The 23,907-nt window shown below is 71.6% G+C and carries 21 protein-coding genes and 1 pseudogene; 11 read left to right on the forward strand and 11 right to left on the reverse strand.

The annotated features are described in order from the left end of the window. Positions 1–756: pseudogene (locus ACFF45_RS25935) on the reverse strand (D-alanyl-D-alanine carboxypeptidase); the annotation flags it as partial. Positions 757–990: 234 nt separating this feature from the next. On the opposite strand from ACFF45_RS25935, the gene ACFF45_RS25940 reads away from it, so the two are divergent. The 3 genes from ACFF45_RS25940 (at position 991) to ACFF45_RS25950 (ending at position 3,349) form a co-directional block, all read left to right on the forward strand. Continuing rightward, positions 991–1,740: a GOLPH3/VPS74 family protein gene (locus ACFF45_RS25940; protein WP_381348873.1), complete on the forward strand. Its 750-nt coding sequence runs from the start codon at positions 991–993 to the stop codon at positions 1,738–1,740. 368 nt (positions 1,741–2,108) lie between these two features. Then, positions 2,109–2,966 carry a helix-turn-helix domain-containing protein gene (locus tag ACFF45_RS25945; RefSeq protein WP_381348874.1) on the forward strand — a complete coding sequence of 286 codons (858 nt, stop codon included), beginning with the start codon at positions 2,109–2,111 and terminating at the stop codon, positions 2,964–2,966. A 191-nt stretch (positions 2,967–3,157) separates the two neighbouring features. Continuing rightward, positions 3,158–3,349 (forward strand): DUF397 domain-containing protein, encoded by a 192-nt coding sequence (locus ACFF45_RS25950; protein WP_381348875.1) that lies wholly within the window; start codon positions 3,158–3,160, stop codon positions 3,347–3,349. A 113-nt stretch (positions 3,350–3,462) separates the two neighbouring features. Here ACFF45_RS25950 and ACFF45_RS25955 read toward each other — a convergent pair whose 3' ends face one another. Further along, a complete protein-coding gene (locus ACFF45_RS25955; RefSeq protein ID WP_381348877.1) occupies positions 3,463–3,972 on the reverse strand; it encodes a glutathione peroxidase in 510 nt (169 codons plus the stop codon). 10 nt (positions 3,973–3,982) lie between these two features. Next, positions 3,983–5,014 (reverse strand): ArsR/SmtB family transcription factor, encoded by a 1,032-nt coding sequence (locus ACFF45_RS25960; protein ID WP_381348878.1) that lies wholly within the window; start codon positions 5,012–5,014, stop codon positions 3,983–3,985. A gap of 82 nt (positions 5,015–5,096) precedes the next feature. Here ACFF45_RS25960 and ACFF45_RS25965 point away from each other — a divergent pair, with 82 nt between their 5' ends. Continuing rightward, a complete protein-coding gene (locus ACFF45_RS25965; RefSeq protein WP_381348879.1) occupies positions 5,097–6,326 on the forward strand; it encodes an MFS transporter in 1,230 nt (409 codons plus the stop codon). A 234-nt stretch (positions 6,327–6,560) separates the two neighbouring features. Next, entirely contained in the window at positions 6,561–8,252 is a 1,692-nt protein-coding gene (locus ACFF45_RS25970; protein WP_381348880.1) for a cellulase family glycosylhydrolase, read from the forward strand. A 323-nt stretch (positions 8,253–8,575) separates the two neighbouring features. On the opposite strand, the gene ACFF45_RS25975 is transcribed toward ACFF45_RS25970, so the two are convergent. The 3 genes from ACFF45_RS25975 to ACFF45_RS25985 form a co-directional block, all read right to left on the reverse strand. Continuing rightward, positions 8,576–9,916 carry a diacylglycerol/lipid kinase family protein gene (locus ACFF45_RS25975; protein WP_381348881.1) on the reverse strand — a complete coding sequence of 447 codons (1,341 nt, stop codon included), beginning with the start codon at positions 9,914–9,916 and terminating at the stop codon, positions 8,576–8,578. Between the two features lie 26 nt (positions 9,917–9,942). Further along, entirely contained in the window at positions 9,943–10,392 is a 450-nt protein-coding gene (locus tag ACFF45_RS25980) for a DUF7144 family membrane protein (protein ID WP_381348882.1), read from the reverse strand. 187 nt (positions 10,393–10,579) lie between these two features. Then, positions 10,580–11,437, reverse strand: a complete 858-nt coding sequence (locus ACFF45_RS25985) for a class II glutamine amidotransferase (protein WP_381348884.1) — start codon at positions 11,435–11,437, stop codon at positions 10,580–10,582. 166 nt (positions 11,438–11,603) lie between these two features. On the opposite strand from ACFF45_RS25985, the gene ACFF45_RS25990 reads away from it, so the two are divergent. After that, positions 11,604–11,984, forward strand: a complete 381-nt coding sequence (locus ACFF45_RS25990) for a hypothetical protein (RefSeq protein WP_381348885.1) — start codon at positions 11,604–11,606, stop codon at positions 11,982–11,984. Positions 11,985–12,141: 157 nt separating this feature from the next. Continuing rightward, positions 12,142–12,741 carry a hypothetical protein gene (locus ACFF45_RS25995; protein ID WP_381348886.1) on the forward strand — a complete coding sequence of 200 codons (600 nt, stop codon included), beginning with the start codon at positions 12,142–12,144 and terminating at the stop codon, positions 12,739–12,741. A gap of 61 nt (positions 12,742–12,802) precedes the next feature. Here the strand turns inward: ACFF45_RS25995 and ACFF45_RS26000 are convergent, their stop codons facing one another. Further along, entirely contained in the window at positions 12,803–13,078 is a 276-nt protein-coding gene (locus ACFF45_RS26000) for a hypothetical protein (RefSeq protein WP_381348887.1), read from the reverse strand. 537 nt (positions 13,079–13,615) lie between these two features. Between ACFF45_RS26000 and ACFF45_RS26005 the strand changes: the two genes are divergently transcribed. After that, positions 13,616–13,822 (forward strand): hypothetical protein, encoded by a 207-nt coding sequence (locus ACFF45_RS26005; RefSeq protein ID WP_381348888.1) that lies wholly within the window; start codon positions 13,616–13,618, stop codon positions 13,820–13,822. 395 nt (positions 13,823–14,217) lie between these two features. Here the strand turns inward: ACFF45_RS26005 and ACFF45_RS26010 are convergent, their stop codons facing one another. From ACFF45_RS26010 to ACFF45_RS26025, 4 genes are all read right to left on the reverse strand, one after another. Continuing rightward, positions 14,218–15,090, reverse strand: a complete 873-nt coding sequence (locus ACFF45_RS26010; protein ID WP_381348889.1) for a TauD/TfdA dioxygenase family protein — start codon at positions 15,088–15,090, stop codon at positions 14,218–14,220. 45 nt (positions 15,091–15,135) lie between these two features. Continuing rightward, entirely contained in the window at positions 15,136–15,945 is an 810-nt protein-coding gene (locus tag ACFF45_RS26015; RefSeq protein WP_381348890.1) for an ABC transporter ATP-binding protein, read from the reverse strand. Next, on the reverse strand, positions 15,932–16,999 hold the full coding sequence (locus ACFF45_RS26020; RefSeq protein WP_381348891.1) for a taurine ABC transporter substrate-binding protein: 1,068 nt from the start codon (positions 16,997–16,999) through the stop codon (positions 15,932–15,934). Before ACFF45_RS26020 ends, ACFF45_RS26015 begins: the two co-directional genes overlap by 14 nt. Before the next feature lie 155 nt (positions 17,000–17,154). After that, a complete protein-coding gene (locus tag ACFF45_RS26025; protein WP_381348892.1) occupies positions 17,155–17,931 on the reverse strand; it encodes an ABC transporter permease in 777 nt (258 codons plus the stop codon). Between the two features lie 823 nt (positions 17,932–18,754). On the opposite strand from ACFF45_RS26025, the gene ACFF45_RS26030 reads away from it, so the two are divergent. The 3 genes from ACFF45_RS26030 (at position 18,755) to ACFF45_RS26040 (ending at position 23,779) form a co-directional block, all read left to right on the forward strand. Further along, on the forward strand, positions 18,755–19,087 hold the full coding sequence (locus ACFF45_RS26030; RefSeq protein ID WP_381348893.1) for a hypothetical protein: 333 nt from the start codon (positions 18,755–18,757) through the stop codon (positions 19,085–19,087). Between the two features lie 1,020 nt (positions 19,088–20,107). Beyond that, on the forward strand, positions 20,108–21,571 hold the full coding sequence (locus ACFF45_RS26035) for an amino acid permease (protein ID WP_381348894.1): 1,464 nt from the start codon (positions 20,108–20,110) through the stop codon (positions 21,569–21,571). A 1,416-nt stretch (positions 21,572–22,987) separates the two neighbouring features. Continuing rightward, the gene (locus tag ACFF45_RS26040; RefSeq protein WP_381348896.1) at positions 22,988–23,779 is read left to right on the forward strand and encodes an SMODS-associated NUDIX domain-containing protein; all 792 of its coding nucleotides are present in this window, start codon (positions 22,988–22,990) and stop codon (positions 23,777–23,779) included. Positions 23,780–23,907: the final 128 nt, after the last annotated feature.

Consider the following 23,907-nt stretch of genomic DNA (forward strand, 5'->3'; position numbering starts at 1 on the left):
GGGGGTGTTCTTGCCGGAGTCGTCGGAGTCCGTCGCGTCGGCGGGGGCCGTGTCCTCGGCGGTGTCCCGCTCGTCGGTGTCCTCGGTGCCGGCGGGGGGCGTGTCGTCGGGGGTGTTCTTGCCGGAGTCGTCGGAGTCCGTCGCGTCGGCGGGGGCCGTGTCCTCGTCGGCGTCCAGCCCGGCGGAGTCGTCGGCGTGCTCCGCCTCTGCGGGCTTCCCGTCCTCCGGCGCGGCGGCGACGGCGGCCTTGTCGCCGGGCTCCGCGGCGTCGGTGTCGCTGTCGGTGTCGGCGTCGGTCTCCGGCTCGTCCTGCGTCTCGTCCCGCGTCTCGTCCTGGGGCTCGTCCTGCGGCTCGCGGTCGGACCCCGCCGGGGCTCCGGTCTTCTCGCCGTCGGACGTCGCCCAGCCGGTCACGGCGGCCCGCAGCCGCGCGTCCCCCGCCGCGCGGGCCCCGTCACCCTCGTCGGCCCCCTCGCGCCCGTCCCCGCCCGCGGGCCCCTCGTCGGTGTCGTCGGCGTCCTCGGCGTTCCGGGCGTCCCCGGCGGTCTCGGGGCGCTCCTTCACCGAGAGCACCCGCGTCGCCGTGTCGGCCGGGCGCGCGCCCCCGGACTCCCGGACCACGGCGAGCCGTGGGTCACCGGCGGCGGCGTTCCTGGCCTCGGGAACCGGATTCGCGCTCCCCGACGTCGGTTCTGCCGACGACTCGCGCTGCTTCGACCTGTCGGGGGACTCGCCCGCCACCGATGCCTCCTCCATGCGCCGCACGCCTCCGTGCGCGTACCCAACCGTGAACCGCTGCCCGGACCACCGCCCCCACAGCACGGTCCGAAGCGCTGTCCGAACCATGTACCAGTGTCCTGTGTGCGGGCCTGAGCAACGCCGAAGACGAGAACGACATACCTATCGGTTCCCTTACAAACAGGTCACGCACCCTCGACAGACCAATGTGAGAGGGGTCACCCTGTCATTCATCCACGCGGGGAGGCATGGATGGGCAGGAGCCGCAGAACACTTCCGGAGGAGCTTCTGCTGCTGGCACTGGACCCGGCCACGGGTACCACTGCGCAGCCGCAGTCGCTCGATCTGGGTCTGGCCGGAGCGCAGCTAGTGGAGCTGGCGCTGGCCGGACGGATAGCCCCAGACGGGGATCGTATCGCCGTGGTGGTGCCACGGCCGACAGGAGATCCGACCCTGGATTGCGCGTTGGAGCTGCTGCGCAGGCGCGGCGCTCCGGTACGCGCGGTCCACTGGATCGGCGGGCCGCGACTGGGGCTGCGCCAGACCTACCTGTCGCATCTGGAGCGGTGCGGCATGGTGCACGCCGTGGCCGGCCAGATGTGCGGGGTGTTGCCGACGACGCGCTACCAGGCGACGGACAACGCCATCAGCCGGGAGATCAGGACCCGGCTGGACAGCGCGATCCGCACCGGCGTGCCGCCGGACCCGCGGACCGCGGCGCTCGCCGCCCTGGCCCACGCGGTCGGGCTCGGCAAGCACCTGTATCCGGGCAACGAGGGCCGTTCGTCCCGTTCCCGGCTGCGGGACCTGATCAGGCACGACCCGATGGGCGGCCTGGTGGCGCACGCCGTGATGGACGTCCAGAACGGTGTCGCGGCCCAGCCGCGCCGCAGCCCGGCCCCGGTCGGCCGCCAGGCCGCCGCCGGAGCCGGGGCCGAGCCCGCCCGAGGTGTCCCGGTGCAGCCGCGCCACGGCACCATGGCACGCGCCGTGGCCCACTGAGCCGCAGTTCCACGGCGAGCACGACCCCACGACCCGGTTCGGGAGCCGCAGTGGCCCGCGCGGGGCGGTGGAGCCGTCGTCCGGACGACGGACGGCTCCACCGCCCCGCGCGGGCGCGTGTTCCCGTGCCCCTAGGACGTCCCTCGGACGCCCCTCGGTCGCTCCGGAAGGCCCTCCGACGCCCTCCGGCGCTCTCGGGAAGGCCCTCGGCAGGTCTTCGGAGTGCCCTGCGGGGCCCTCGGGCCAACTGACGCGTACCTGCCGTATATCCGCTGTTTCCCAGCGGTAGGCGACACCTTGGTGGCAATCTGCTCAACAGCAGATACGCATAGTTGCAATCGAGGCACGCAGCCGGAGGTGCACGTCCCGTGGCGTCCAATGTCAATCCCACCGTCAGGCGGCGCCGGCTGGGCCAGGAGCTGCGCAGGCTCCGCGAGCTCAAGGGCATGACGGCCGAGGAGGTGGCGGAGCGGCTGCTGGTGTCCCAGTCGAAGATCAGCCGCCTGGAGAACGGCCGCCGCAGCATCAGCCAGCGCGACGTCCGCGACCTGTGCGGTGTCTACGAGGTGGAGGACCACCGGATCGTCGACTCGCTGATGCAGATGGCCAAGGACTCCCGGCAGCAGGGCTGGTGGCACTCCTTCGGCGACATCCCCTACAGCGTCTACATCGGCCTGGAGACCGACGCGGCCAGCCTCCGGGTGTACGACCCGCAGGTCGTCCCCGGCCTGCTCCAGACCCGCCAGTACGCGGAGGCGCTGATCCAGGGCGCGCTGCCGGAGGCGACGCCGGCCGACATCGACAAACGCGTGCAGGTGCGGCTGCGCCGGCAGGAACGTATTGCCGCCGCCGAGAACCCGCTGCGCCTGTGGGCGGTGCTCGACGAGGCGGCCGTACGCCGCGAGGTCGGCAACAAACAGGTGATGATCGACCAGCTGGAGCACCTGCTGGAGATGTCCCAGCTGCCGCACGTCACCGTGCAGTTGATCCCCTTCTCGATGGGCGCGCACCCCGGCGTGAGCGGGCAGTACGCGATCCTGGAGTTCCCCGACGCCGCGGACTCCAGCGTGGTCTACATCGAGGGCGTCACCAGCGACCTGTACCTGGAGAAGCCGCAGGACGTGCAGAAGTACAGCGTGATGTACGAGCACCTGCGGGCCCAGGCGCTCAACGTCGACCAGAGCCGGGAGTTCCTGTCGGACGTGGCGAAGAGCTACGCCCGCTGAGCCCTACGGGACAAGGGGCGCGGAAAGATACACCGTGGCCCGTCCCGGACGGAAGACCCCACTGGAATATGCCAGCCGGTCGAGTGAATAGTCGCTCCGCGCACCGATGTTGGCGAGTAGCGTCAATCACGCCATCGAGCATGAACGTTGGCGCAATCACAGTAACTCAGCAACTGCTTACCGGAGCGAAAATGGCAATCAAGCAGGGCGCGACGGACACGTGGGTCAAGTCCTCGTACTCCCAGGGCAACGGCGCGTGCGTCGAGATCAAGTCCCCTGTCCTGTCCGCGATCTCCGTCCGCGACTCCAAGGTCGCCGAGGGCCCCGTCCTGGCGTTCCCCGCGACCGCGTGGAGCGTCTTCGTGGCCTCGGTCAAGGCGTAGGGGGAGGAATCTTCCTGACGCCGCCCGACCACCGCACAGCAGGACCCCAAGAGCCCTCTCGACCAGTTTCGCCGTCCTAGCCGAGAGGGCTCGGCCCTGCTCCCGGGCGGGGGTCAGCCAGCCAGCTGGGCCTCCACCGCCGCCACGACCTCCGGCGCCTCCGGCTCGGTCTGCGGCGAGAACCGGGCGACCACCGTGCCGTCCCGTCCGATCAGGAACTTCTCGAAGTTCCAGCGGATGTCCCCGCTGTGCCCCTCGGCGTCGGCGAAGCCGGCCAGCCGCTCGTACAGCGGATGCCTGCCCTCCCCGTTCACCTCCACCTTCTCGGTCATCGGGAAGGTCACCCCGTACGTCGCCGAGCAGAACTCGGCGATCTCCTCGGCGCTGCCGGGCTCCTGCCCGAGGAACTGGTTGCAGGGCACGCCGAGCACGGTGAGGCCACGGTCCGCGTACCGCTCGTGCAGCCGCTCCAGCCCGGCGTACTGCGGGGTCAGCCCGCACTTCGAGGCCACGTTCACGATGAGCACGGCCCGCCCCGCGTACTGCCCGAGGTCGGCGGAGCCGCCTTGGAGCGCGTCGATGTCGACGTCGAGGACGGACGCGTGCGTGTCATTGGTCGTCATGGGGCGGATGCTACGCCGGGAGGTTTGCGGGAGGGTGCCCCGCAGGAGGCGGTTCCGGGTCGCCCGCGCGATCCGCCGACCCGCACAGCACCGCCGCCGCCGCCGTCCGTGAGTACAGCACCGAGCGCCCGGCCCGCCGCCGCTCCACCAGCCCCGCGTCCAGCAGCACCCGCAGATGCCGGCCGACCGACCCGAGCCCCAGCCCGGTCACGGCGACGAGCTGAGTGGTGCTCATCGGCGACGCCAGCAGCACCAGCACCTCCGCCCGCGCCCGCCCGAGCAGCGCGCCGAGCCCGGCGGGCACGGGCGGACGGCCGCCCGGCGCGCCCGCGAGGACGCCCGAGCACGGGTAGACGACGGCGTACCGCTCCCGGCGCGGCTCCTCCCACGACACCCACCCGGTCTGCGGGGTGACCGGCACGAACAGCAGTTCCGCACCCGAGATCTCCCGGGGCGGATACGCGTGCCGGTTGACCTGGAGCCGGCTCTCCCCGAGCCACCGCGTCCGGCCCGGCCGCAGCGCGTCCAGGACGGCCGCCCAGCCGCACTGGCCGACCCGCGCCGTGCGGGCGACCACATCCGCCTCCAGCACCCGCCGCCGGCGGTCCCAGTACGGTCGTACGCCCTCCTGCCACACGTACTCCAGCAGCCGCGCGGCCCGCTCGGCGAGGTCGTCCCGGGCCAGCGCGGCGGGCGGCGGGCCGCCGAGGGACATCCGCAGGTGCTCGCGGACGGCCTCGGGGCGGGCCGCGCGGACCCGCGCGACCGCCTCCGCGAAGCTCTCGCCGTCCCGCGGGGCCGGCGTCAGGAAGTCGGCGATCCAGCGTCGGCCGACACCGGCGCGGACCAGCAGCGCGGTGACCGGATCGGCCGCGAGCCGGGCCCGGTACGCCGGGAGGTGGGTCCGCAGCCAGGCCTGCTCGCCGGGGTGGGCACCGGCGCCGGAGTGCAGCAGCTTGAGGCTCGCGAAGGTCTCGGCGTACGGGGAGACGACGAAGCGGCTGCGGGCGAGGGTGTCGGCGTCGACCTGCCACCAGCCCATGAGCCCGCCCCCGCCGCCCGGTTCCTTTCGCGTGTGCGCGAAACGATAACCGGCCCCCGCCGGGCGGCCGGAGACTCCGCGCATGAGCAGTCGCCGACACGGCAGCCAACGACCCCGCAGCCAACGACCCCGCAGTTACCGCCATCTCTTCCGCACACCGGAGTTCACCCCCCTCTTCCTCTCCTCCGCGGCCGGCATCGCCGGCCAGACGACCGGCGGCCTGGCCCTGGGCACGCTGGTGTACGAGGCGACCGGCTCGCCGCTGCTGTCGGCGCTCAGCATGTTCGGCCCGTCGCTGGCACAGGTGCTGGGCGCGTCGCTGCTGCTGTCCTGGGCGGACGGCCTGCCGCCGAGGAGCGCGCTGACCACCGTCTCGCTGGGCTTCGCGGCCGGTACGGCGCTCCTGGCGATCCCCGGCCTGCCGATCTGGTCCGTCCTCGCCGTCGTCCTGGCGCAGGGGCTGATCGCCTCGCTGGGCGGCGGCGTGCGCTGGGGGCTGCTGACGGAGATCCTCTCCAAGGACGGCTACCTGCTGGGCCGTTCGCTGTTCAACACGATGAGCGGGATCGCCCAGATCACCGGGTACGCCACGGGCGGCGTGCTCCTGGCGGCGATCGGCTCGGCACGCGGCACGCTGCTGCTGTCGGCGCTGCTGTTCTGCGCGGCCGCGCTGACGGCCCGGCTGGGCCTCACGCCCCGCCCGCCGCGCGCCTCCGCCCGTCCGTCCGTGGCGGCGACCTGGCGCACCAACGCCCTGCTGTGGGCCTCCCCGACCCGCCGCCGCCTCTACGTCGCCCTCTGGGTCCCCAACGGCCTGGTCGTCGGCTGCGAGTCCCTCTTCGTCTCCTACGCCCCCCGGTCCGCGGGGCTGCTGTTCGCCTGCGCGGCGCTGGGGATGCTGGTGGGAGACGTGCTGGTCGGCCGCTTCGTCCCGCCCCACCGCCGCGGGCGCCTCGGCGTCCCGCTGCTGCTGCTCCTGGCCCTGCCGTACGTCTTCTTCGCGCTCCGGCCGGGGCCGGTGGCCGCCGGGGCGCTGGCGGCGGTGGCGTCGGTGGGGTTCGCGGCGAGTCTGGTGCAGCAGGAACGGCTGGTGGCGCGGACGCCGGACGGACTGGTCGGACAGGGCCTGGGGCTGCACTCCGCCGGGATGCTCACCGCGCAGGGGGCCGCGGCGGCGGTGGCGGGGGCCGTGGCGCAGGCCGGCACACCGGCGGTGGCCATGGCCGTGATGGCGGGGGCGTCGCTCGCGGTGACGGGGTGGCTGGCGTGGGGGATGCGCCGGGAGCGCGGCGAAGAGCGCGCGACTCCTTGACGTGCCCCTGTCGGAGTGGGTTCATGAAGCGGCGAGTGGAAGCGCTCCCATGCCGATCGGCAGTTCGATGACACGTTTCTGACGCTCACTCCGGGAGTCACGGTGGCAGAGCAACGATCACGAGCACACTCAAGTCCCCGATCCCCGGCACGCCGTGGCGCGCGCCGCGCGAGGAGGGGGAGCCTCGTCGCGGCGTTACTGACCGCCCTGGTCACGCTGCTGGGCCTCGTCGCGGTGGGCGCGGGGCCGGCCCACGCGCGGGGATCGGGCGGCGGTGCGGCGTCGGCGGCGGGCGGAGGTCGGGACTCGGCGGGCGGTGACCGGGCCTCGGCGGGCGGCGGTCGGGCCGCGGCGGCGGGCGGTGGCCGGACGCGGGGGGCGGAGGGCGCCGACGCGCTCGCCACCGGCCTGCACATCAGCGGCGGCCGGCTGGTCGAGGGCAACGGCAACGACTTCGTCATGCGCGGCGTGAACCACGCCCACACCTGGTACCCGGGCGAGACCCAGTCGCTGGCGGACATCAAGGCCCTCGGCGCCAACAGCGTCCGCGTCGTGCTGTCCGACGGCCACCGCTGGACCAGGAACACCCCCGAGGACGTGGCCTCCGTCGTGGCCCGGTGCAGGGCCAACCGGCTGATCTGCGTCCTGGAGGTGCACGACACCACCGGGTACGGCGAGGAGCCCGCCGCCGGCACGCTCGACCACGCGGCCGACTACTGGATCGGCCTGAGAGGCGTCCTCACCGGCCAGGAGGACTACGTCGTCATCAACATCGGCAACGAGCCCTGGGGCAACACCGACCCGGCCGGCTGGACCGCGCCGACCGTCGCCGCCGTACAGAAGCTGCGCGGCGCCGGGTTCGCGCACACGATCATGGTGGACGCGCCGAACTGGGGCCAGGACTGGCAGGGCGTGATGCGCGCCAACGCCCGCTCCGTGTACGGCGCGGACCCCACCGGCAACCTGATCTTCTCGGTCCACATGTACAGCGTCTACGACACCGCACAGGAGATCACGGACTACCTCAACGCCTTCGTCGCCGCGAGACTTCCCATCCTGATCGGTGAGTTCGGCGGTCCGGCCGACCAGTGGGGCGACCCGGACGAGAACACGGTGATGGCCGCGGCCGAACAGCTCGGCCTCGGCTACCTGGCCTGGTCCTGGAGCGGCAACACGGACCCGGTCCTCGACCTGGCCGTCGACTTCGACCCGAGCCGGCTCAGCTCCTGGGGCCGGCGCGTCTTCCACGGCGCGCACGGCATCGCCCAGACGGCCGAGGAGGCGACGGTCTTCGGCGGCGGCACCCCGGCCGACACCCAGCCCCCGACCGCGCCCGACACCCCGACCGCCTCGGCGGTCACCGCCACGTCGGTCACCCTCACCTGGCCGGCCGCCACGGACAACGTCCGGGTCACCGGCTACGACGTGGTCCGGGTGGCCGGCGCCACCGAGACGGCGGCCGGTTCCTCGGCCACCGGCAGCGCCGCGGTCGCCGGCCTGACACCCGCCACGGCGTACACCTTCGCCGTCTACGCGCGCGACGCGGCGGGCAACCGCTCGGCCCGCTCGGCGACGGTCGCCGTCACCACCGGCCAGGCCACGGGCGCGCCCTGCGCGGTCGGCTACCGCGTCGTGAACGAGTGGCCCGGCGGCTTCCAGGGCGAGATCGCGCTCCGCAACACCGGCCGGGCCGCGCTGACCGGCTGGACCCTGTCCTTCACCTTCACCGACGGCCAGACCGTCACGGAGATGTGGGGCGGCACGGCACGGCAGACGGGCGGCGCGGTGACGGTCACCCCGGTGTCCTACACGTCCACGATCCCGGCCGGCGGGTCGGTGACGGTGGGATTCACGGGCGCGAGGGGGGCGACGAACACGGCGCCGACGGGCTTCGCCGTGAACGGGGGGAGCTGCGCGGTGAGCTGACGCGCGGGCGGGCGGGCGGGCGGGCCGGCGGCGGCCGGGCGGGGCCGGGGGCCGGACGGGGACGCCTGCCGTCGCCGGTGTGCCGTGTCGCCGGTGGGTCGCGCCGCCGGTGTGCCGGGCGAGGTGGGGCGGCGGCGTGCCGGGCGAGGCGGGCCGGCGGTGGGGGAGGCGGTCCAGGACCGCGTAGGGCGTCCAGGACCGCTTAGGGCACGGCATGCCGACAGCTCACGCCGGCCGTGCTTCGCGAGGGGGTCCGGTCCGCGGGTCGCCCTACCGGGCGGCGGCCTCCCACCGCGACGCCCGACGGCCGGGCGTTCCCGGGGTCAGCGGCCCAGCGCCAGCCGGGCCACGCGCGGCCAGTCCGCCGCCGCCCCGCCGGTCCGCGACAGGCCGGGACGCCGGCGCGGCACCCGGACCCGGAGCGCTCCGGGCGCGACGCGGCACACGACGGGTGACGGCAGGACGACGTGCTCCCCGTCGATGCCGACCGGGAGGGTGTCCGTGCCGCCGGCGACGACGACCTCCGCGGCGCTCAGCCGGACCACGGACCCCGCCCGCGGACCGCCCACCACCCGAGCGGCCTGGACGGTGTCACCGACCCGCACGCACACCACGCCCAGCAGCCCCGAGTCCAGCCGTTCCCTGCGCCCCGGCCGTGCCGCGTCGACGGCGCGTCCGTACGGGTTGTTGCTGACCAGCACCGCCTGCAGCCCGTCCGTCTCCTCGCCGTCCGCCCGCATCCGCAGCCGGGCCGCGCCCTCGCCGGTGAGCAGGCCGGGCAGGGTGCGCAGGGTCGTACGGGCCTTGGCGCCCCGGTACGCGGGATCGACGACGACCGACGCGTACGCGCCGAACGAGGCGTTGTTCACGAAGACCCGGCCCGCCGCGTACCCGAGGTCGACCCGGAGTTCGACGCCGTCGGTGAGGGCTCGCAGGGCCGCCGCCGGATCGTCGCGGTCGAGGCCGAGGTCGAGGGCGAAGTGGTTGCGGGTGCCGGCCGGAATCACCACGAACGGCACGTCGTGCCGGGCCGCGACCTCGGCCACCAGCGCCTGGGTGCCGTCCCCGCCCGCCACCGCCAGCAGGTCCGCTCCCTCGGCCACGGCCTGCCGGGCCAGCTCCGCGACGTCCTGGCCCGGTTGGAGCAGGACCGCCCGGCAACCCGCCGCCCGGGCCTTGTCCAGCAGCTGGAAACGGCCCACTTTCCCGCCGCCGGAGCGCGGATTCATCAGGACCCAGGGCGTGCGCGGCGCCGCGGCGGCGACCCGCTGCCCGGACCGCCGGGAGACGGCGGGCCCGGCGCCCGGGGCCGTACGGGCCGCCGTGACGGCCAGCAGCCACAGGGCCAGGGACAGCAGGGCCGGGCCCAGCATGCCGTGGGCGGCGAACAGGGCGAGCACGGCGAGCGGTGCGAGCACCGACAGGGCCGCGCCGAGAGCGCGGAGCACCCCGGTGTGGGCCAGGACCCACCACACGCCGACGGCGGCGAGCGCCAGCCCGGCCACGCCGGCCGGCACCCACAGCACGCTGCGCAGGCCGGCGGCGACGAGCGGCACCAGGACGCTCGCGAGCAGGGCGAGCAGGGCGAGGCGGGCCAGCCCGGCACTGCCCTCGCCCGCGGCCCGCTCCCCGCCCGGCGTACCCCCCGCATCCCGTCGGCGCACCCGTACGCCCTCCTCTCCGTACCGCCTCAGACGTCACGCGGCGGCCGCTCCTCGGACAGGTCGAAGAGGTTGTCCTGCTGGACCACGCACAGGGCCCAGATGACGAAGGCCGAGATCGCGATCATCGCCACCGACCACACCGGGTAGTACGGCAGGGAGAGGAAGTTGGCGATGATGACGAGTCCGGCGATGGCCACGCCCGCCACGCGCGCCCACATCGCCGTCCGCAGCAGGCCGAAGCCGATGACGATGGCCAGGGCGCCCAGCACCAGGTGGATCCAGCCCCAGCTGGTCAGGTCGAACTCGAACACGTAGTTGCGCGTCGTGACGAAGATGTCGTCCTCGGCGATGGCCATGATGCCCCGGAGGACGTCGAGCAGTCCCACCAGGGAGAGCATCACGGCGGCGAAGGCCGTCAGGCCGGAGGCCCACGCCTGCTTCGCCGGGGACGCCGGCTGTGAGTGTGTCGCGGTCATCTGGAGTCTCGTTTCGTGTGTGCGGATGGGCGGCTGCCGTGCTCGTGCCGGGCCTCCGCTCGGCGGTGCCCGGCAGCCGTTCCGTCCCCCTCATGGTGCGCACGGCGGGCACCGGGGCGGCTTCACCCGGCGCGGGTGAGTGTGCGCGCACGCGTCCGGGCGCTCCGAGGCACCTGGCGGGTGGCGCTCAGTTCGGGCGGGGACCGCCCGGAGGAACGGGGCGGAAGGCGTGCAGCTCGTCGCCGCCCGGCTGGATGATGCCGTGACTGCTCTCCGGCACCTCGTTCCACGCGCCGGGGAGGGTGCCCAGCGGCTCGGACACGACGAGGCGGGTGTCGTCGGAGACGTCGCGCAGGAACGAGGCGTCCGGATGGAGCGCGCGGAGGGTCTCCACCCTGGTGCTGTAGTACAGCGACCGGGAGCGCCCCTCGCTGGAATAACGGAAGGCCCACACGCGGACGCCGTCGGTCACCGCGACGGTCATCTGCAACGGGTGCGGGACGCCGTACGCCTGCCCCGTCGTCTCGACCAGGCCCGCCATGCGCGCCACGGCGCCGGGGGGATCGTCCGTCAGGCCGAAGGTGAGGGCCAGGAAGAACATGAGTTCGGAGTCGGTGGAGCCCTCGATGCCGGCGTACAGGGCCGGGTCGACGGCCAGGGCGAGGTCCCGCCGGAGCCGGGAGAACTCGCTGATCATCCCGTTGTGCATCCACATCCAGCGACCGCTGCGGAAGGGGTGGCAGTTGGTCTGCTGCACGGCCGTCCCGGTCGAGGCCCTGATGTGCGCGAAGAACAGCCCCGACCGGACGTGGTGGGCGACCTCCAGCAGATTGCGGTTGTTCCAGGCCGGGCCGACGTCGCGCAGGACCGCCGGGGTGTCCGTGTCGGTGTCCCCCGGGTACCAGCCGATGCCGAACCCGTCACCGTTGGTCGTCTCCACGCCCAGACGGGAGTGCAGGCTCTGGTCGATCAGGGAGTGCTCCGGCCGGAACAGGACCTGGCTGAGCAGGATGGGCGTACCCGAGTAGGCGATCCAGCGGCACATCGGGGTCCCCCGTTCCTCGCGTCGAGACGGGTGGAGAGCCGTGCCCACCAGTATCGCCCCCGCGGTCTCCACGGGCACCTCGCACCGCGGGGCGCCGCTCGTCGGTGGCGGGCACTACCGTGCCCGCGACACCCGCCGATCTCCGTACGTTGTGGGGGGAGCCACGATGCCCGGAAGCACGATCGAAGGGCCCGAGCCGCCCGCGAAGGACGTGCGTGCGCTGATCCCGGAGTACGCGGCACTCGCACGGGAGGCCGTCGTCCTCAACCCGGAACCGGGCGACCCGGACGTGCGGGAGAGCCCGCTGGGAGGCGGGCTGCTGTGGCCCGCGGACGAACCGTGGCCGTACTGCGCCCAGCCGGACCACTGGACGTACGGCTCCGACCCGCGCAACCGCACCGAGATCGTCCCGGGCGCGGTGCCCATGGTGCCGATCCTCCAGCTGTACGCCCGGGACGTGCCGGGATGGCGCCTCCCGCAGGGCAAGGACCTGCTCCAGTTCGTCTGGTGCGCGCTGATGCACGACGACGATCCGGGCGCCAGGTGATGCCGCGCCTGTACCGGCGCAACGCGGCGGAGGCGGCGGCCGCGGGGCTGCTGTCCGACATCCCCGAGCGGTGGCGGCGCACGCTGATGCGGTTCGGGCGGACTGCCGCCCGACTCACCTGCGATTGCCGCTCGGGCGGGCGGGTTATGAAGCACTCATGGGTCTGACTGGTCAACTGGCCACGCTGCTCGGCGTGGCCGTGGGCGCCGTCTTGTCGATGGCGACAACCATGATCGTGGAGCGGGCACGATGGCGCCGGGAACAGTCCGTCCGGTGGGATGAGCGTCGTCTGAGCGCGTATGCCGAGTACGCCCACGCCGTGAAGGAACTCGCGCACCGCTACCGGCGGATCGCGGTCGCCAAGGGCATCGCCGCGAGCGGAGCCGCGCCCTTGGAGCCCACTGACGAGGTTCTCGCCGAAGTGGCGGAGGCGGAGGTGCAACGCTCGGCACTCGCGGAGACGGTGTGGATGCTGGGGGACGTCAGGACGAACACGGCCGCTGTCAGGCTGAACCACTGCCTGTGGCATCTGGAATGGCTGGCCCGTGGACTCCCGACAAGAGAACAGGGCGGCTGGGACCAGGCCTACGCGGAATTCCGGCAGGCACGGCAACGTTTCCTCGAACTGGCCCGCGTCGGCCTGGGCGTGCGGGGGACGCGCGTAGCGGAGTCCGTTCCCTGGCCACCACCCTGGAAGAACGACCTCTCCCAGACTGCCCACGGGGGCCGCGCCGGGTCCGGGCAGGCCGGGGGTTGAGCAGGAGACGGGCCGTACCTGCCCCCGACCGGTGCCGGCGGGCGGCTGCCGCGCGCGCTCCCTAACGCGGTTCGTGGGCCGCCGCCCGGCAGGCACCGGTCGCGGCGCCGCCCGCCACTCCGGCCGCGGTCAGCCCGGTCACACAACTGCGCAGATCTCCCACCACGCCACGGCTGCAGGCCGCTGTGACGGAGTCGGAAGCGGTGGCACCGGCCAGTTCGGCCATCCGGGTACAGGCGGGGATGTCCGCCCGGACCGCGGGAGCGGCGAGGACCGCGCCGCCGGCGGTGAGGGCCAGGCTGGTGAGGGCACCGGCGATACGGGTCGACGTGCGCATGGGACGCACCTGCCTTCCGGGTCGGTCGCGCGGTCCCGGTCCCGGCGGGCCCGGATCCACCGGGCGAGGCCGCCTGGCGACGCTCGTGTGTGGTGTTACCGGCCGGCGGGCGCACGGACTGACCGCACGATTCTGTGTCGCGTCCATCGAGCCGCACCGGGACATGGACGCGAGGCCGAAGGAGAGGGGCCGGTCCTGACGCGGCGCAGTCGGACCTCCGCTCGCGGGCCCCTCACTCCAGCGTCGCACGCTCTCTCCCGCCCGTCCCGGGCACCCGGGGGGCGGCCGCGACGCGCAACTCCCGCGATGCCCGCGATGCCCGCGATGCCCGCGAACAGGGTCTCGTCAGGGGTGTCCCGCGCCCCTGCGCCCCGAGGCCGCGCCTTCGACGGCGGGATCGACGGCTTCGCGGTCGTGTCACCGCCCCGCACCCGCCAGCACTATCACCCGAATGGAGCAACACAACGTGCCACCCGAATGGGTGAAGGCAAGGCTGTCTAGTGCCCCAGTCGAGGCAATCCGTGAAAGGGAAATCGAATGCGCATTCGCCGAAAAGTCGCCGCCGTCATCGCCACGGCAGCCCTCGCCGGACTCGGCCTCACAGGCGCCGCCACCGCCACTGCACAGGGTGCCCCATCCGTCGTCACCCCTTCTGAGTGCAGGCAGGGCGGCGGAACGCCCGCGATCAATGAGGAGGGCAACTTCTGCCGGGGCGGTACGCACGACGGGGAGCAGGTCGACTAGACCCCACAAGGCGCCCCGCAGCCACCCGCCGTGGGGCGTTCCCGCGCGAGCGTCGCCGGGAGGGCCACAGGGACTGTGCCGACCCGTCGCCCACGCCAGGTCGGAGTCGGCCCGGATCCGGGTCCGGCAGTCGCACCCGTCGCCGCGTCCGAAGAGCTGCCGGTCCAGGGCACGCCAGACCCGGCCCACGCCGCCCTGGCCGATGCGTTCGGCCAGCTGGCAGCGGCCCGCGAGGCATGCGGAGTTCCGCTCGGTCAGGCGCACACGCCGGAGCGAAAGCCGCGTGGTCACGTCCCTCGGCGAGAGGACGGTGACGAGCCCGCAGCCGCCCCTCACCGCCCTTGCGTGCCCGGTCCCGCACCGGCGGATCGGGGAGTGTGCCGCGGAGCCGTCGCTCACGGGCCCGTCGGCACGTCCCCGCGCAGGGTGATCCGGTGCATGACGCGGTGCTGATCGCCGTAGTCGCGGTTGGCGTAGTGGGCCGTGCTGCGGTTGTCCCACAGGGCCACGTCACCCGGCTGCCAGCGGTGGCGTACGACGTGCTCGGGCTTGGTGAGGTGGGCGTAGAGGATGTCGAGGATGCCGCGGCTCTCGTACTCGGAGACGCCGGCGATGTGCGAGGTGAACCCCGGATTCACGAACAGCCCCTTGCGGCCGCTCTCCGGGTGCACCCGCACCACCGGGTGCTCGACCGGCGTCAGCTGAGTGAACACCTCGCCCTCCCAGACGTTGCCGCGGCCCTGCCGGCGCTGAGCGAGGTAGTAGCCGAACTCGCGGGTGCCGTCGTGCACGGCGGTGAGCGTGTCGACGTACACCCGCAGCCCCGGCGACAGCGACTCGTAGGCCAGCTGGCTGTCGGCCCAGTTGGTGTCGCCGCCGGCGGGCGGCAGCACCACCGCGCGCAGCACGGAGATCGCGGGCGGCCGCCGTACGAACGTCACATCGGTGTGCCATACGTCGGCGAAGCCGTTGTCCTGGCTGTCCAGGGAGTACACCTCGGGCGCCACGTCACCGGAGTCGTGCACCGGATGCCCGGTGGTGACTTCGCCGAGCCGCCTGCCGAACTCGATCTGCGCGGCGTCGTCGAGGCCGTCCTGACCCCGGACGAACAGCACCTTGTACCGCACGAGCGCCTCGCGCACCGCGAGGACGTGCTCGTCGTCAAGCCGGCCGAGGTCGACACCGTGGATCTCGGCGCCGAAGTGCGGGCCGAGCGGGGTGAGGGGGAGCTGGGCCGCGACGGCGGGCCGCTCGCTGAGAACGCTCATGACAGTGTCCTTTCAGGGGTTGATCAGGCAGATCAGGCAGGGGGCTCAGGCCGCGGCCGCGGCTTCCTTGACCGCGTGGGAGACCCGCGCGCGCAGCTCAGCGAACTCGCGTGACTCGCGCAGCTCCTCCGCGTCGACGCCGCCGCGCGGCAGGTCGATCGGCAGGTCCAGCGCCACGGTCCCGGGCCCCTTGGTCAGCACGACGATGCGCGAGCCGAGGAACACCGCCTCGTCCGCGGAGTGGGTCACGAACACCGTGGTCCGCCCGGTCTGCGCGGCCACCCGGCGGACGTCCTCCTGAAGCCGCTCACGAGTGAGCGCGTCCAGCGCCGCGAACGGCTCGTCGAGCAGGAACAGCGGATGCTCGGCCGCCAGGGCCCGGGCGATGGCGACCCGCTGCTGCTGACCACCGGAGATCTCCCAGGTGCGCCGCTCCTCGAAGCCCTCCAGCCCGACCCGCGTCAGCAACTGCGCCCGCCGCGGCGCCCGTTGGCCACGGCCGACGCCCGCGTACCGCAGCGCCAGATCGACGTTCCCGCGCACGGTCCGCCACGGGAACAGCCGCGGCGACTGGAAGACGACACCGGCCGCGGCACCGGGCCGGGGCTCGCTCCCGAAGACCCGTACCGTCCCGTGAGAGGGCCGCTCGAAGCCGGCGATCAGCCGCAGCAGCGTGCTCTTGCCGCAGCCGGAGGCGCCCACCAGCACCAGGAACTCGCCCGCCGGAACGCTCAGATCGACGGGCCCCACAGCCGCCACACCGTCGTACCGGTGCGCCACGCCGTCGAGCCGGACGGCGGCCTGCCGGTCACGGGACGGCCCGCCGCTCCGCTCCATGGTCTCAGTCGAGGACATCGGGCAGCCCTTCCAGGTAGAACGCCTTGCGGACGACGTCCTCGGCGGGCGCGACGTCGATCTGCTTCTGGCCGGCCAGGAACCGTGCGGTGTCGGTGACGTAGGTCAGCAGCTTGCCGGGACGGCCGTCGCTGCCGAGCCAGTCGGCGGAGGTGACCTCCTGCGGAGTGAGGAACACGCCCTGCGACAGCTGCGCCTGGGCGTCGGCCGCGCTGATGCCCAGCTCGGCCGCCACCGCCCTCACCGAACCGTCCGGGTCGGACTTCAGCTGCCGCAGCGCCTCGGCCTGCACCTTCCGCCAGGCGTCGATGGCCTTCGGATCCTTGGAGATCAGCTCGTCCGACACGACCGCCAGGTCCAGGGTCGGCTTGCCGGCGGCGCCTATCTCCTTGCTGCTGGTGAGTTCGGTGCCGGCGGCGCGCAGCTCGTCCAGAGTCGGCAGCCAGACGTAGGCCGCGTCGATGTCGCCGCGCTGCCAGGCGGCGAGGATGGCCTGCGGCTGGAGGTCGATCAGCTTGACGTCGGACGCCTTGAGCCCGGCCGCCTCCAGTGCCGCCAGGAGGCTGTAGTGCGAGGTGGAGGCGAACGGCGTGGCGACCTTCCGCCCCTTCAGCCCGGCGACCTCGGTCACCCCCGTGTCCTTGCGCGCCACCAGCGCCTCGTTCCGGCCCGCCACGTCGAGGATCCAGGCCACCTTGTACGGGATGGGCGAGGAACCGGAGATGCCCCGGGCGAACGGGCTGGACCCCAGGGCGGCGATGTCGAGGGAGCCGCCGATGAAGGCCTGGTTGACACCGGCACCGGAGTCGAACTTGATCCAGGTGATCTCGTGGTCGGGCAGTGCCTGCTCCAGCAGTCTGCCGTTCTTGACGATCAGATCACCGCTGGGAAAGGCGAAGTAGCCGATGCGCAGCCGCTTGGCACCACCGGACGCCGAGGCCGCGCTGTCCGCGGAGCATCCGGTGACGGTGCCGGCGACGGCGGCGAGGGCACCGGCGAGCAGCAGACGGCGGGAGGGCCGGCGGGACGGGGGACGCGAAGCGGAGGAGGACATGGGAAGCCGTTCCTGTGCGGGGAGGATATGAGGTGCTGCGTGTTCGAGACGGGGGTGAGCGAGGGTGGCCGGGACCGGTGAGCGGGCGAGCGGGCGGTGGACGGGTGGGATGACGGGCGGGGAGCGAGCCGGGTGGCTGTGCGGCCCGGCGGATGTCACGCGCGCCCGCGCCAGGGCACGGCGGCGCGTTCCAGCCGCAGCAGCAGCCCGTCGATGAGCAGACCGGACACCCCGATCGCGATGATCCCGACCAGCACCACGGGAGTGTTGTTGTAGTTGGCGGCGTCCTTGACCATGCCGCCGATCCCCGGCAGCCCGTTGACCAACTCGGCCGCGACGAGCGAGGAGTAGGCGACCCCGACGGCCAGCCGGACACCGGTGAGCGTCTCCGGCAGCGCGGACGGGACCACGACGTCCCTGACGACGTCCCGGCGTGAGGCGCCCAGCGCGCGGGCGGCCTCCACCAGATGCTTCGGAACGGCCGTGACAGCGGTCGTCGCGGAGACCGCCACCGGCGGGAAGGCGGCCACCGCGAGCAGCGTCACCTTGGGCGACTCGTCGATGCCGAGCCAGATGACGAGCAGTGAGAAGTACGCCAGCGGCGGCAGCGTGCGCAGGAAGGTGATCCAGGGCTCGAACAGCGACCGCACCCATCCGACGGTGCCCATCACCAGCCCGAAGAGCACCCCGGCCCCGATGCCGATCCCGGCCCCGAGCGCGATGCGCCGCAGGCTGATGCCCAGGTGCTCGATCAGCGTGGTGCCGTTGTAGCCGCGTACGCCGTCGTGCGTGGTGGACACCTCGACGAACGCGTCCCACACCTTGGCCGGCGGCGGCACCAGCGTCTCGCTCCAGGTCCCGGCAGCGGCCACCACCTGCCACAACGACAGGAAGAGCAGCAACGAGCCGACAGGAAGCCCGAGATGACGCACGCGCCGCCAGCCGGCCCGTGCCGGGGCGGCCACAGCAGAGGACGGCGGCGGCTTCCGCGGCGTGGGCGAAAGCCGCGACGTGGGCGACTCGGGCGACGAGGGATACGGGGGTGCCGTGGGCACGGGTGGCCTCCAGGGAGCGCCAGGACAGTGAGAACCGAGGCCGATGGAGCCGGACGACTCGGGTGAAGGCACCGAAGGTGAAGGTGCGACAGGGGAGAGGAACCGCCTTCACGGCGGCGGCGTCAGCGGCGACCGGTCCGAAGGACCGTCAGCACCGCACCAGGGACGCGACTAGCGACAACACGAAACGGGGCGCCGGCACAGGTCGATGACCAGGCGTCGCACCAACGAATCGGAAGTCATGGGCACCATTTCTACCTCAGCCGCCTGCCGCCACCAAGAGCCGTCCACTTGCTGGACCTCCCGCTTCCCGAGGGGTCTGATCGGCCCGTTTCCGGCAGGGGCAGGAGCCGTTCGCGTGTCGCCCCGATCCGGGCAAGGGCGGGGCAGTGGCCATGCGGACGGGGACGGGCATGGGGGAGAGGTCCACGGCGGGACCGAGGCAGTGACGGTGGAAGAGAGCGCAGCGGGGCAACGCCGGGCTGCGACCAAGGGCACCGGCCGATGACTGCCGGGCATGCCGCGGCGGATCCCGGCAGCGCGGCCGACGCCGGCGCGGATCCGTGGCGCGTCGTGCTCTTCGCGTTCTTGGTCGCCACGTCGGAGACGTACGTCTTCGTCGCGCGGGCGGACCGGGACAGTCCACAGGTGGTCCGTCTGCCGCTCGGCCGGGCACGGCCGCGGGAGGTGGTGGAGCGGCATGTCCCGCTCGGTCTCGTGTCCCTGGTCCCTGGACGAGGAGTCGCTGCACGAGGACCTGCGTCGCCCGGCAGTCCCCTTCGAGAGGTTCACCGAGCCCGGGGACCTGATCCGGACGGTCCCGCACGACGTACGCGATCCTCTCCACCACCTTGGGCGTCATGGTGTTCCGCGGGATGCTCCGGATTCCCTCGCGCAGCCGCTGCTCTGCCTCGCCCCCCAGTTCCATCGGACGCGATTCGGCCTGGCCCGGGGGCTGGCCGCCGGCGTCACCGCGCGAAGGCCCTGCACCGTCACCGCCATGCGCATCCGGCGTGACATCTCCGCTCCCTGAGTCGCCATGCCCGGATGTCGAGTCGCCATGTCCAGATCCCGGATGGTCGCAGCCGCCCCCGGAGTGCGAGTCCGGACTGCTCGCATGACGCCCGTCCTGAACTCCGCGGGCTTGGCCGTGATGGGTCGAAGAAGTGCCGTCCTGAGCGCCTGCGACGCCCGGCGCATCGTGGCTGGCTGGGGCCGACGCACCGTCGCTCGCACGCGCCGTGGCTTCGCCGGTGCGGGCGCCGTCGAAGGCCCCGGACCATGATCGGTCCGGGGCCTTTCGGCTGGTGCCCCCGGCGGGTTTCGACCTGCGACACCCGCTTGAGGAGTCTTCTCCGGGCGGGGCTGTGAGCTGCGGAGATGCGGGCCACGTAGTGTCTGACCAAGGGAAACACCCCTCCGCAGTGCTCAGGTGATCACGGTGCTTCCCGTACCCGCGTGAGCTGAATGCGTGCCGGTGGATGCGGTTCGACGAGGGCATGGGTTCCTCGGAGGAGCCGGCGAGTGGCCGGAGTGAGGCGCGGACGGCGTTTCGTCAGACCTTCTCGACTCGCACGGAGTGTCCCGCGAGGAGTTGATGCATGTCGTCGGTGTCGGAGGTGAAGAGGGTTACCTGAGCTCCCCGCCCGCGCGGCTCCCGGAAGATGGACCCGACCCGGAGCGCAGACTCCACTCCCGCCGGTGCGCAAGCTCCACCGCGGACAATAATCACCTCGATTCCGGCCACGATGGAGCATGTACGGATTTCGCAGCCCGTCCATACCCTTTCTGCCCATGAGACATCGGGGAAGCCCCCACCTTCCGGCCTGACCCGGGCGATCTCAAAGCACCGCAACCGGTGCGGAAACCGCAGTTCGCCTGTCTCCACAAGAGCGCGCAGGTGTGCACCGGCCCTCGGCCCGCGGCAGCGCCCTGGATTCCTCCCCGCGCGCTCCCGGCATCGCACCCGCACAGCCGCACCTTTCCCTGGCCCGCCCGAGCCGTCGGCCGGCGGGCCGGCCGCTGAATCTTGAACCGCTAGTCAAGGATGCTCATGCCCACAACGCACGATGCCCAGGTGCCGTCCGGCACACGCGAACCGACTCCCCCCTCGGACGGTCTGCAGGCCGGACTGAAGAACCGCCATCTGTCCATGATCGCCATCGGCGGTGTCATCGGCGCCGGCCTGTTTGTCGGGTCCAGCTCCGGTATCGCCACCGCAGGACCCGGCATCCTGCTGTCCTACGCCCTCGTGGGGACCATGGTCGTCCTCGTGATGCGGATGCTCGGTGAGATGTCCGCCGCCAACCCGACGTCCGGATCCTTCTCCGCCCACGCCGACCGTGCGCTGGGCCGCTGGGCCGGGTTCTCGATCGGCTGGCTGTACTGGTTCTTCTGGGTCGTCGTGCTCGCGGTCGAGGCGACCGCCGGTGCGGTGATCCTGGAGGGCTGGATACCGGCCGTGCCGCAGTGGGCCTGGGCCCTGATCGTGATGGTGGTGCTGACCGCCACCAACCTGGTCTCCGTCAGCTCCTACGGCGAGTTCGAGTTCTGGTTCGCGGGCATCAAGGTCGTGGCGATCGTCGCGTTCATCGTCGTCGGCGCCCTCGCTGTCCTCGGCGTCCTGCCCGGCGTGGACAGTCAGGGAGCCGGGCTGGCCAACCTGACCGACCACGGCGGCTTCCTGCCGAACGGACCGGGCGCCATCCTCACAGGCATGCTGCTCGTCGTCTTCTCCTTCATGGGCAGCGAGATCGTCACCCTCGCGGCCGGCGAGACCGCGAACCCGCAGCGTGCGGTCACCAGGGCCACCAACAGCGTGATCTGGCGCATCGCCGTCTTCTACCTCGGCTCGATCTTCGTCGTGGTGACGCTGCTGCCGTGGAACGACCCCTCTGTCACGGAGAAGGGCTCCTACGTCGCCGCCCTGGACTCCCTCGACATCGCGCACGCCGGCCAGATCATGAACTTCATCGTGCTGACGTCCGTGCTGTCCTGCCTCAACTCCGGCCTCTACACGGCCTCCCGCATGGCCTTCTCCCTCGGCGAACGTGGCGACGCGCCGAAGTCGTTCGCCCGGACCACCTCACGCGGAGCGCCGCTCGCCGCGGTACTCGCCTCGGTCGTCTTCGGATTCGTGGCGGTCTTCTTCAACTACGCGTACCCGGACACGATCTTCCTCTTCCTGGTCAACTCCTCGGGCGCCGTGGCGCTGTTCGTGTGGCTGGTGATCTGCTTCTCGCAGCTGCGGCTGCGGAAGGTCATCGAGCGGGAGGAGCCCGAGAAGCTGGTCGTGCGGATGTGGCTGTACCCGTATCTGACCTGGGCGACTATCGCGCTGATCGTATTCGTGCTGGGCTACATGCTCACCGACACCGAGCACGACAACCGCGAGATCCTCTTGCTGTCGCTGCTGGTCGCGGCGCTGGTCGTGGCGATCGCGCTGGTCCGCGAGCGGATCGGCGCGGGCGCCGGTGCACGGAAGCACGAGCGGGACCACTCCGCCGTACGGCCGTAGCGCGGGCCGTACGGTACGGACGGAGGAACTCAGGGCCCGCCCCGCCTGCCACGGCGGGGCGGTCCTGCCCGCGCGATGGGGCGCGAAAGCCCCGTGGCTGATCTCTCGCACGTGCGCCGATCCGAAGCCGGATCAGCAGGTCATTGCTCCGGCCGGAAGCCTTGCCTCGTCCTGACGAACTCACCCCACGGACAACCATGCGGTCCCGACACAGCGCGGTCCTCACCGGGCTGCCTCTCGTCCCGCTCACCGCGTGCACCGGTGACGGCAACGAGCCCGACCGTGCCGCCTGCGACATCGCCATGAGCGAGCATCTGAAGGAGGCCGCAGCGGGCACGTACCCCGCTGCCTGCGCCGGCATGGACGACAAGAGCCTGCGCCGGCTCGCGCGCGAGGTCCTCGCCGAACAGCCGAGGTCACCCTCCCCAGCCGTTGACCTCGGTTCCGTCGGGCAAAGGCGTCGGCCGCGTCACGCGGCGCAACACCCCGCGGCCGCCCGAGGCATCCTCCGGCCGGCCGCGGGGCTGGCGGCGGTGAACTGCCGGGCTACTGGCAGCGTTGAAGCGGGCTATGAAGCGGCCAAGCCGGATGAGCTGCTGCCCCCAGTCCCAGCCTCGGCGGACGATGAGGAGCCACCCGCTGCCGCGTAGACCATTACAGCTCCGCCCAATCAACTCCGCTGAGGCGAGGCTCACTTGCGCGACGAGATAGGTGCGATCTTGCCTGGACTTGACCTAGCATCGGGTTAGCGCGTTGGAGTGCAACATCCTGCGCGCAGTCGGATGACCTTATGCGTCGCCGTTGTGATCTACATCTGCATGGTGTAGGCGTTCCAACGGCGCGAGACCGGGGCAGCGTGCAGACTTTCACCTGTGCATCTCGCCCAATCGATGCTGGCTCGCACAGTCGTTTGAAGGTCCTCGACTCAGCATGGCCAGCAGTTCCTAGAGGAAAGCCGAGGGCACCGACCTCGGCAACTGAGACACCGCGTTGCGTCGAGCGTGGGGCTTCTCGGTTCGAGCCACTTCATTGTGGCCGAGCCGACGAATGGCCTGCGCGAGAGTTTTGGCTCGGTCACCTGATCAGAAAGGTACCGAAACCGTTGGACGCGGCCGTAACGCTCGCCATCCTCGCATTTTTTGGTGTGCTGTCGATTCTCCTCTTCGCCGTTCGTGGCTTCCTCGATCAGCTTTCCGACGTGTTTGCTTCCGCTGGGCGCGCCAGAGACGCTTGGTGTGCCCTCAAACAGGCTCGCAACGAGGAGACTCACGTGCGCTGCTTGTCGCAATGTACGGAGCCCGTTCAGTTTCCCGCCCGCTACTTGAGAGACTGGCGCAATCAAATTCCAGACTAGTGTGGGTGAGTCGTTACCTCCTCGGCGATCCCGCAGTGCCCCTACCTCGCTAGGAGACTTCTTTGCTGCGGCTTACTGTCTACGCACTCCTGGCGATTTCGTCAGGAGTAGCCAGCTTTTTTATCACCAACCCCACCCTCGTCAATATGACGGCTGGCCTCAGTGTCGGCCTGTTCGTGCCAGTGGTTGACGAGATAGCACAGAACTGGGGGCATATCAGACAGCTTTGGTACTCACTGCGCTATCGCAACCGTTCCATTCGTGTCTCGACCTCGTATCTGTTCAAAATCTACGTTGACGGAAAGTATCTGCTGATTCGGGGATCGCGGTACCGCACTCAGTTCCAGCCGGTGGGCGGGGTGCATAAGGTTTCGCCTCAGGGGAACGCTGCGCTTTCTGCCATGGGGGTAACGGATGATGACCTGATCCCTCTTGATTCCGTGAGCTATGGCGATCTACGCGTACGAGTTCCAGGGAAGCAGATATTTCAGTTTTTTCGATGGTTCGACTCTCGGCAAGGTCGTGAGGATTCTCCATGGCGAGAGTTCCAGGAAGAGTTGCTTGCTACTGGCATTCTGCCGCTAGATAAATTCCCGCATATTATGCATAATTATCTCGGGCGAGAGGTGGATCGGATTCGCTACAGTCCGTGGGCTGAATCGCTGGAGATTCTGGTGGCGGACGTTTATGAGCTTGTGCCGACTCAAAAACAAGAGGACGCACTGCGTCAGCTGGCTGCTACTGGCCATCCGGACATCGTGTGGGTCTCCTCGCAACAGATCAAACGTCGCGGTGCCGTCGCGAGACAACCGCAGACCATTGAGATTTCGGCACACAGTCAACGGATCCTGTGACGAGGTCGGCGGAGCGGCTTTGGGGTGGCGCGGGTCTGTCAAACGAGCGGGTCTGTTCCGTAGTCGGTGGTGACGGTGAGTCTCAGTCTGTGATCATCGAGCGTGCTTGATGCGAACGCGCTTGTGGG

The organism is Streptomyces cinereospinus (genome assembly GCF_042430725.1).
Lineage (GTDB): Bacteria > Actinomycetota > Actinomycetes > Streptomycetales > Streptomycetaceae > Streptomyces > Streptomyces cinereospinus.

Bases quoted from the DNA above. Each gene is read 5' to 3' on its own strand.
- ACFF45_RS25940 (WP_381348873.1), top strand. From the start codon at position 991: ATGGGCAGGAGCCGCAGAACACTTCCGGAGGAGCTTCTGCTGCTGGCA.
- ACFF45_RS25950 (WP_381348875.1), top strand. From the start codon at position 3,158: ATGGCAATCAAGCAGGGCGCGACGGACACGTGGGTCAAGTCCTCGTAC.
- ACFF45_RS25955 (WP_381348877.1), bottom strand. From the start codon at position 3,972: ATGACGACCAATGACACGCACGCGTCCGTCCTCGACGTCGACATCGAC.
- ACFF45_RS25960 (WP_381348878.1), bottom strand. From the start codon at position 5,014: ATGGGCTGGTGGCAGGTCGACGCCGACACCCTCGCCCGCAGCCGCTTC.
- ACFF45_RS25965 (WP_381348879.1), top strand. From the start codon at position 5,097: ATGAGCAGTCGCCGACACGGCAGCCAACGACCCCGCAGCCAACGACCC.
- ACFF45_RS25980 (WP_381348882.1), bottom strand. From the start codon at position 10,392: ATGACCGCGACACACTCACAGCCGGCGTCCCCGGCGAAGCAGGCGTGG.
- ACFF45_RS25985 (WP_381348884.1), bottom strand. From the start codon at position 11,437: ATGTGCCGCTGGATCGCCTACTCGGGTACGCCCATCCTGCTCAGCCAG.
- ACFF45_RS25990 (WP_381348885.1), top strand. From the start codon at position 11,604: ATGCCCGGAAGCACGATCGAAGGGCCCGAGCCGCCCGCGAAGGACGTG.
- ACFF45_RS25995 (WP_381348886.1), top strand. From the start codon at position 12,142: ATGGGTCTGACTGGTCAACTGGCCACGCTGCTCGGCGTGGCCGTGGGC.
- ACFF45_RS26000 (WP_381348887.1), bottom strand. From the start codon at position 13,078: ATGCGCACGTCGACCCGTATCGCCGGTGCCCTCACCAGCCTGGCCCTC.
- ACFF45_RS26005 (WP_381348888.1), top strand. From the start codon at position 13,616: ATGCGCATTCGCCGAAAAGTCGCCGCCGTCATCGCCACGGCAGCCCTC.
- ACFF45_RS26010 (WP_381348889.1), bottom strand. From the start codon at position 15,090: ATGAGCGTTCTCAGCGAGCGGCCCGCCGTCGCGGCCCAGCTCCCCCTC.
- ACFF45_RS26015 (WP_381348890.1), bottom strand. From the start codon at position 15,945: ATGTCCTCGACTGAGACCATGGAGCGGAGCGGCGGGCCGTCCCGTGAC.
- ACFF45_RS26020 (WP_381348891.1), bottom strand. From the start codon at position 16,999: ATGTCCTCCTCCGCTTCGCGTCCCCCGTCCCGCCGGCCCTCCCGCCGT.
- ACFF45_RS26030 (WP_381348893.1), top strand. From the start codon at position 18,755: ATGTCCCGCTCGGTCTCGTGTCCCTGGTCCCTGGACGAGGAGTCGCTG.
- ACFF45_RS26035 (WP_381348894.1), top strand. From the start codon at position 20,108: ATGCCCACAACGCACGATGCCCAGGTGCCGTCCGGCACACGCGAACCG.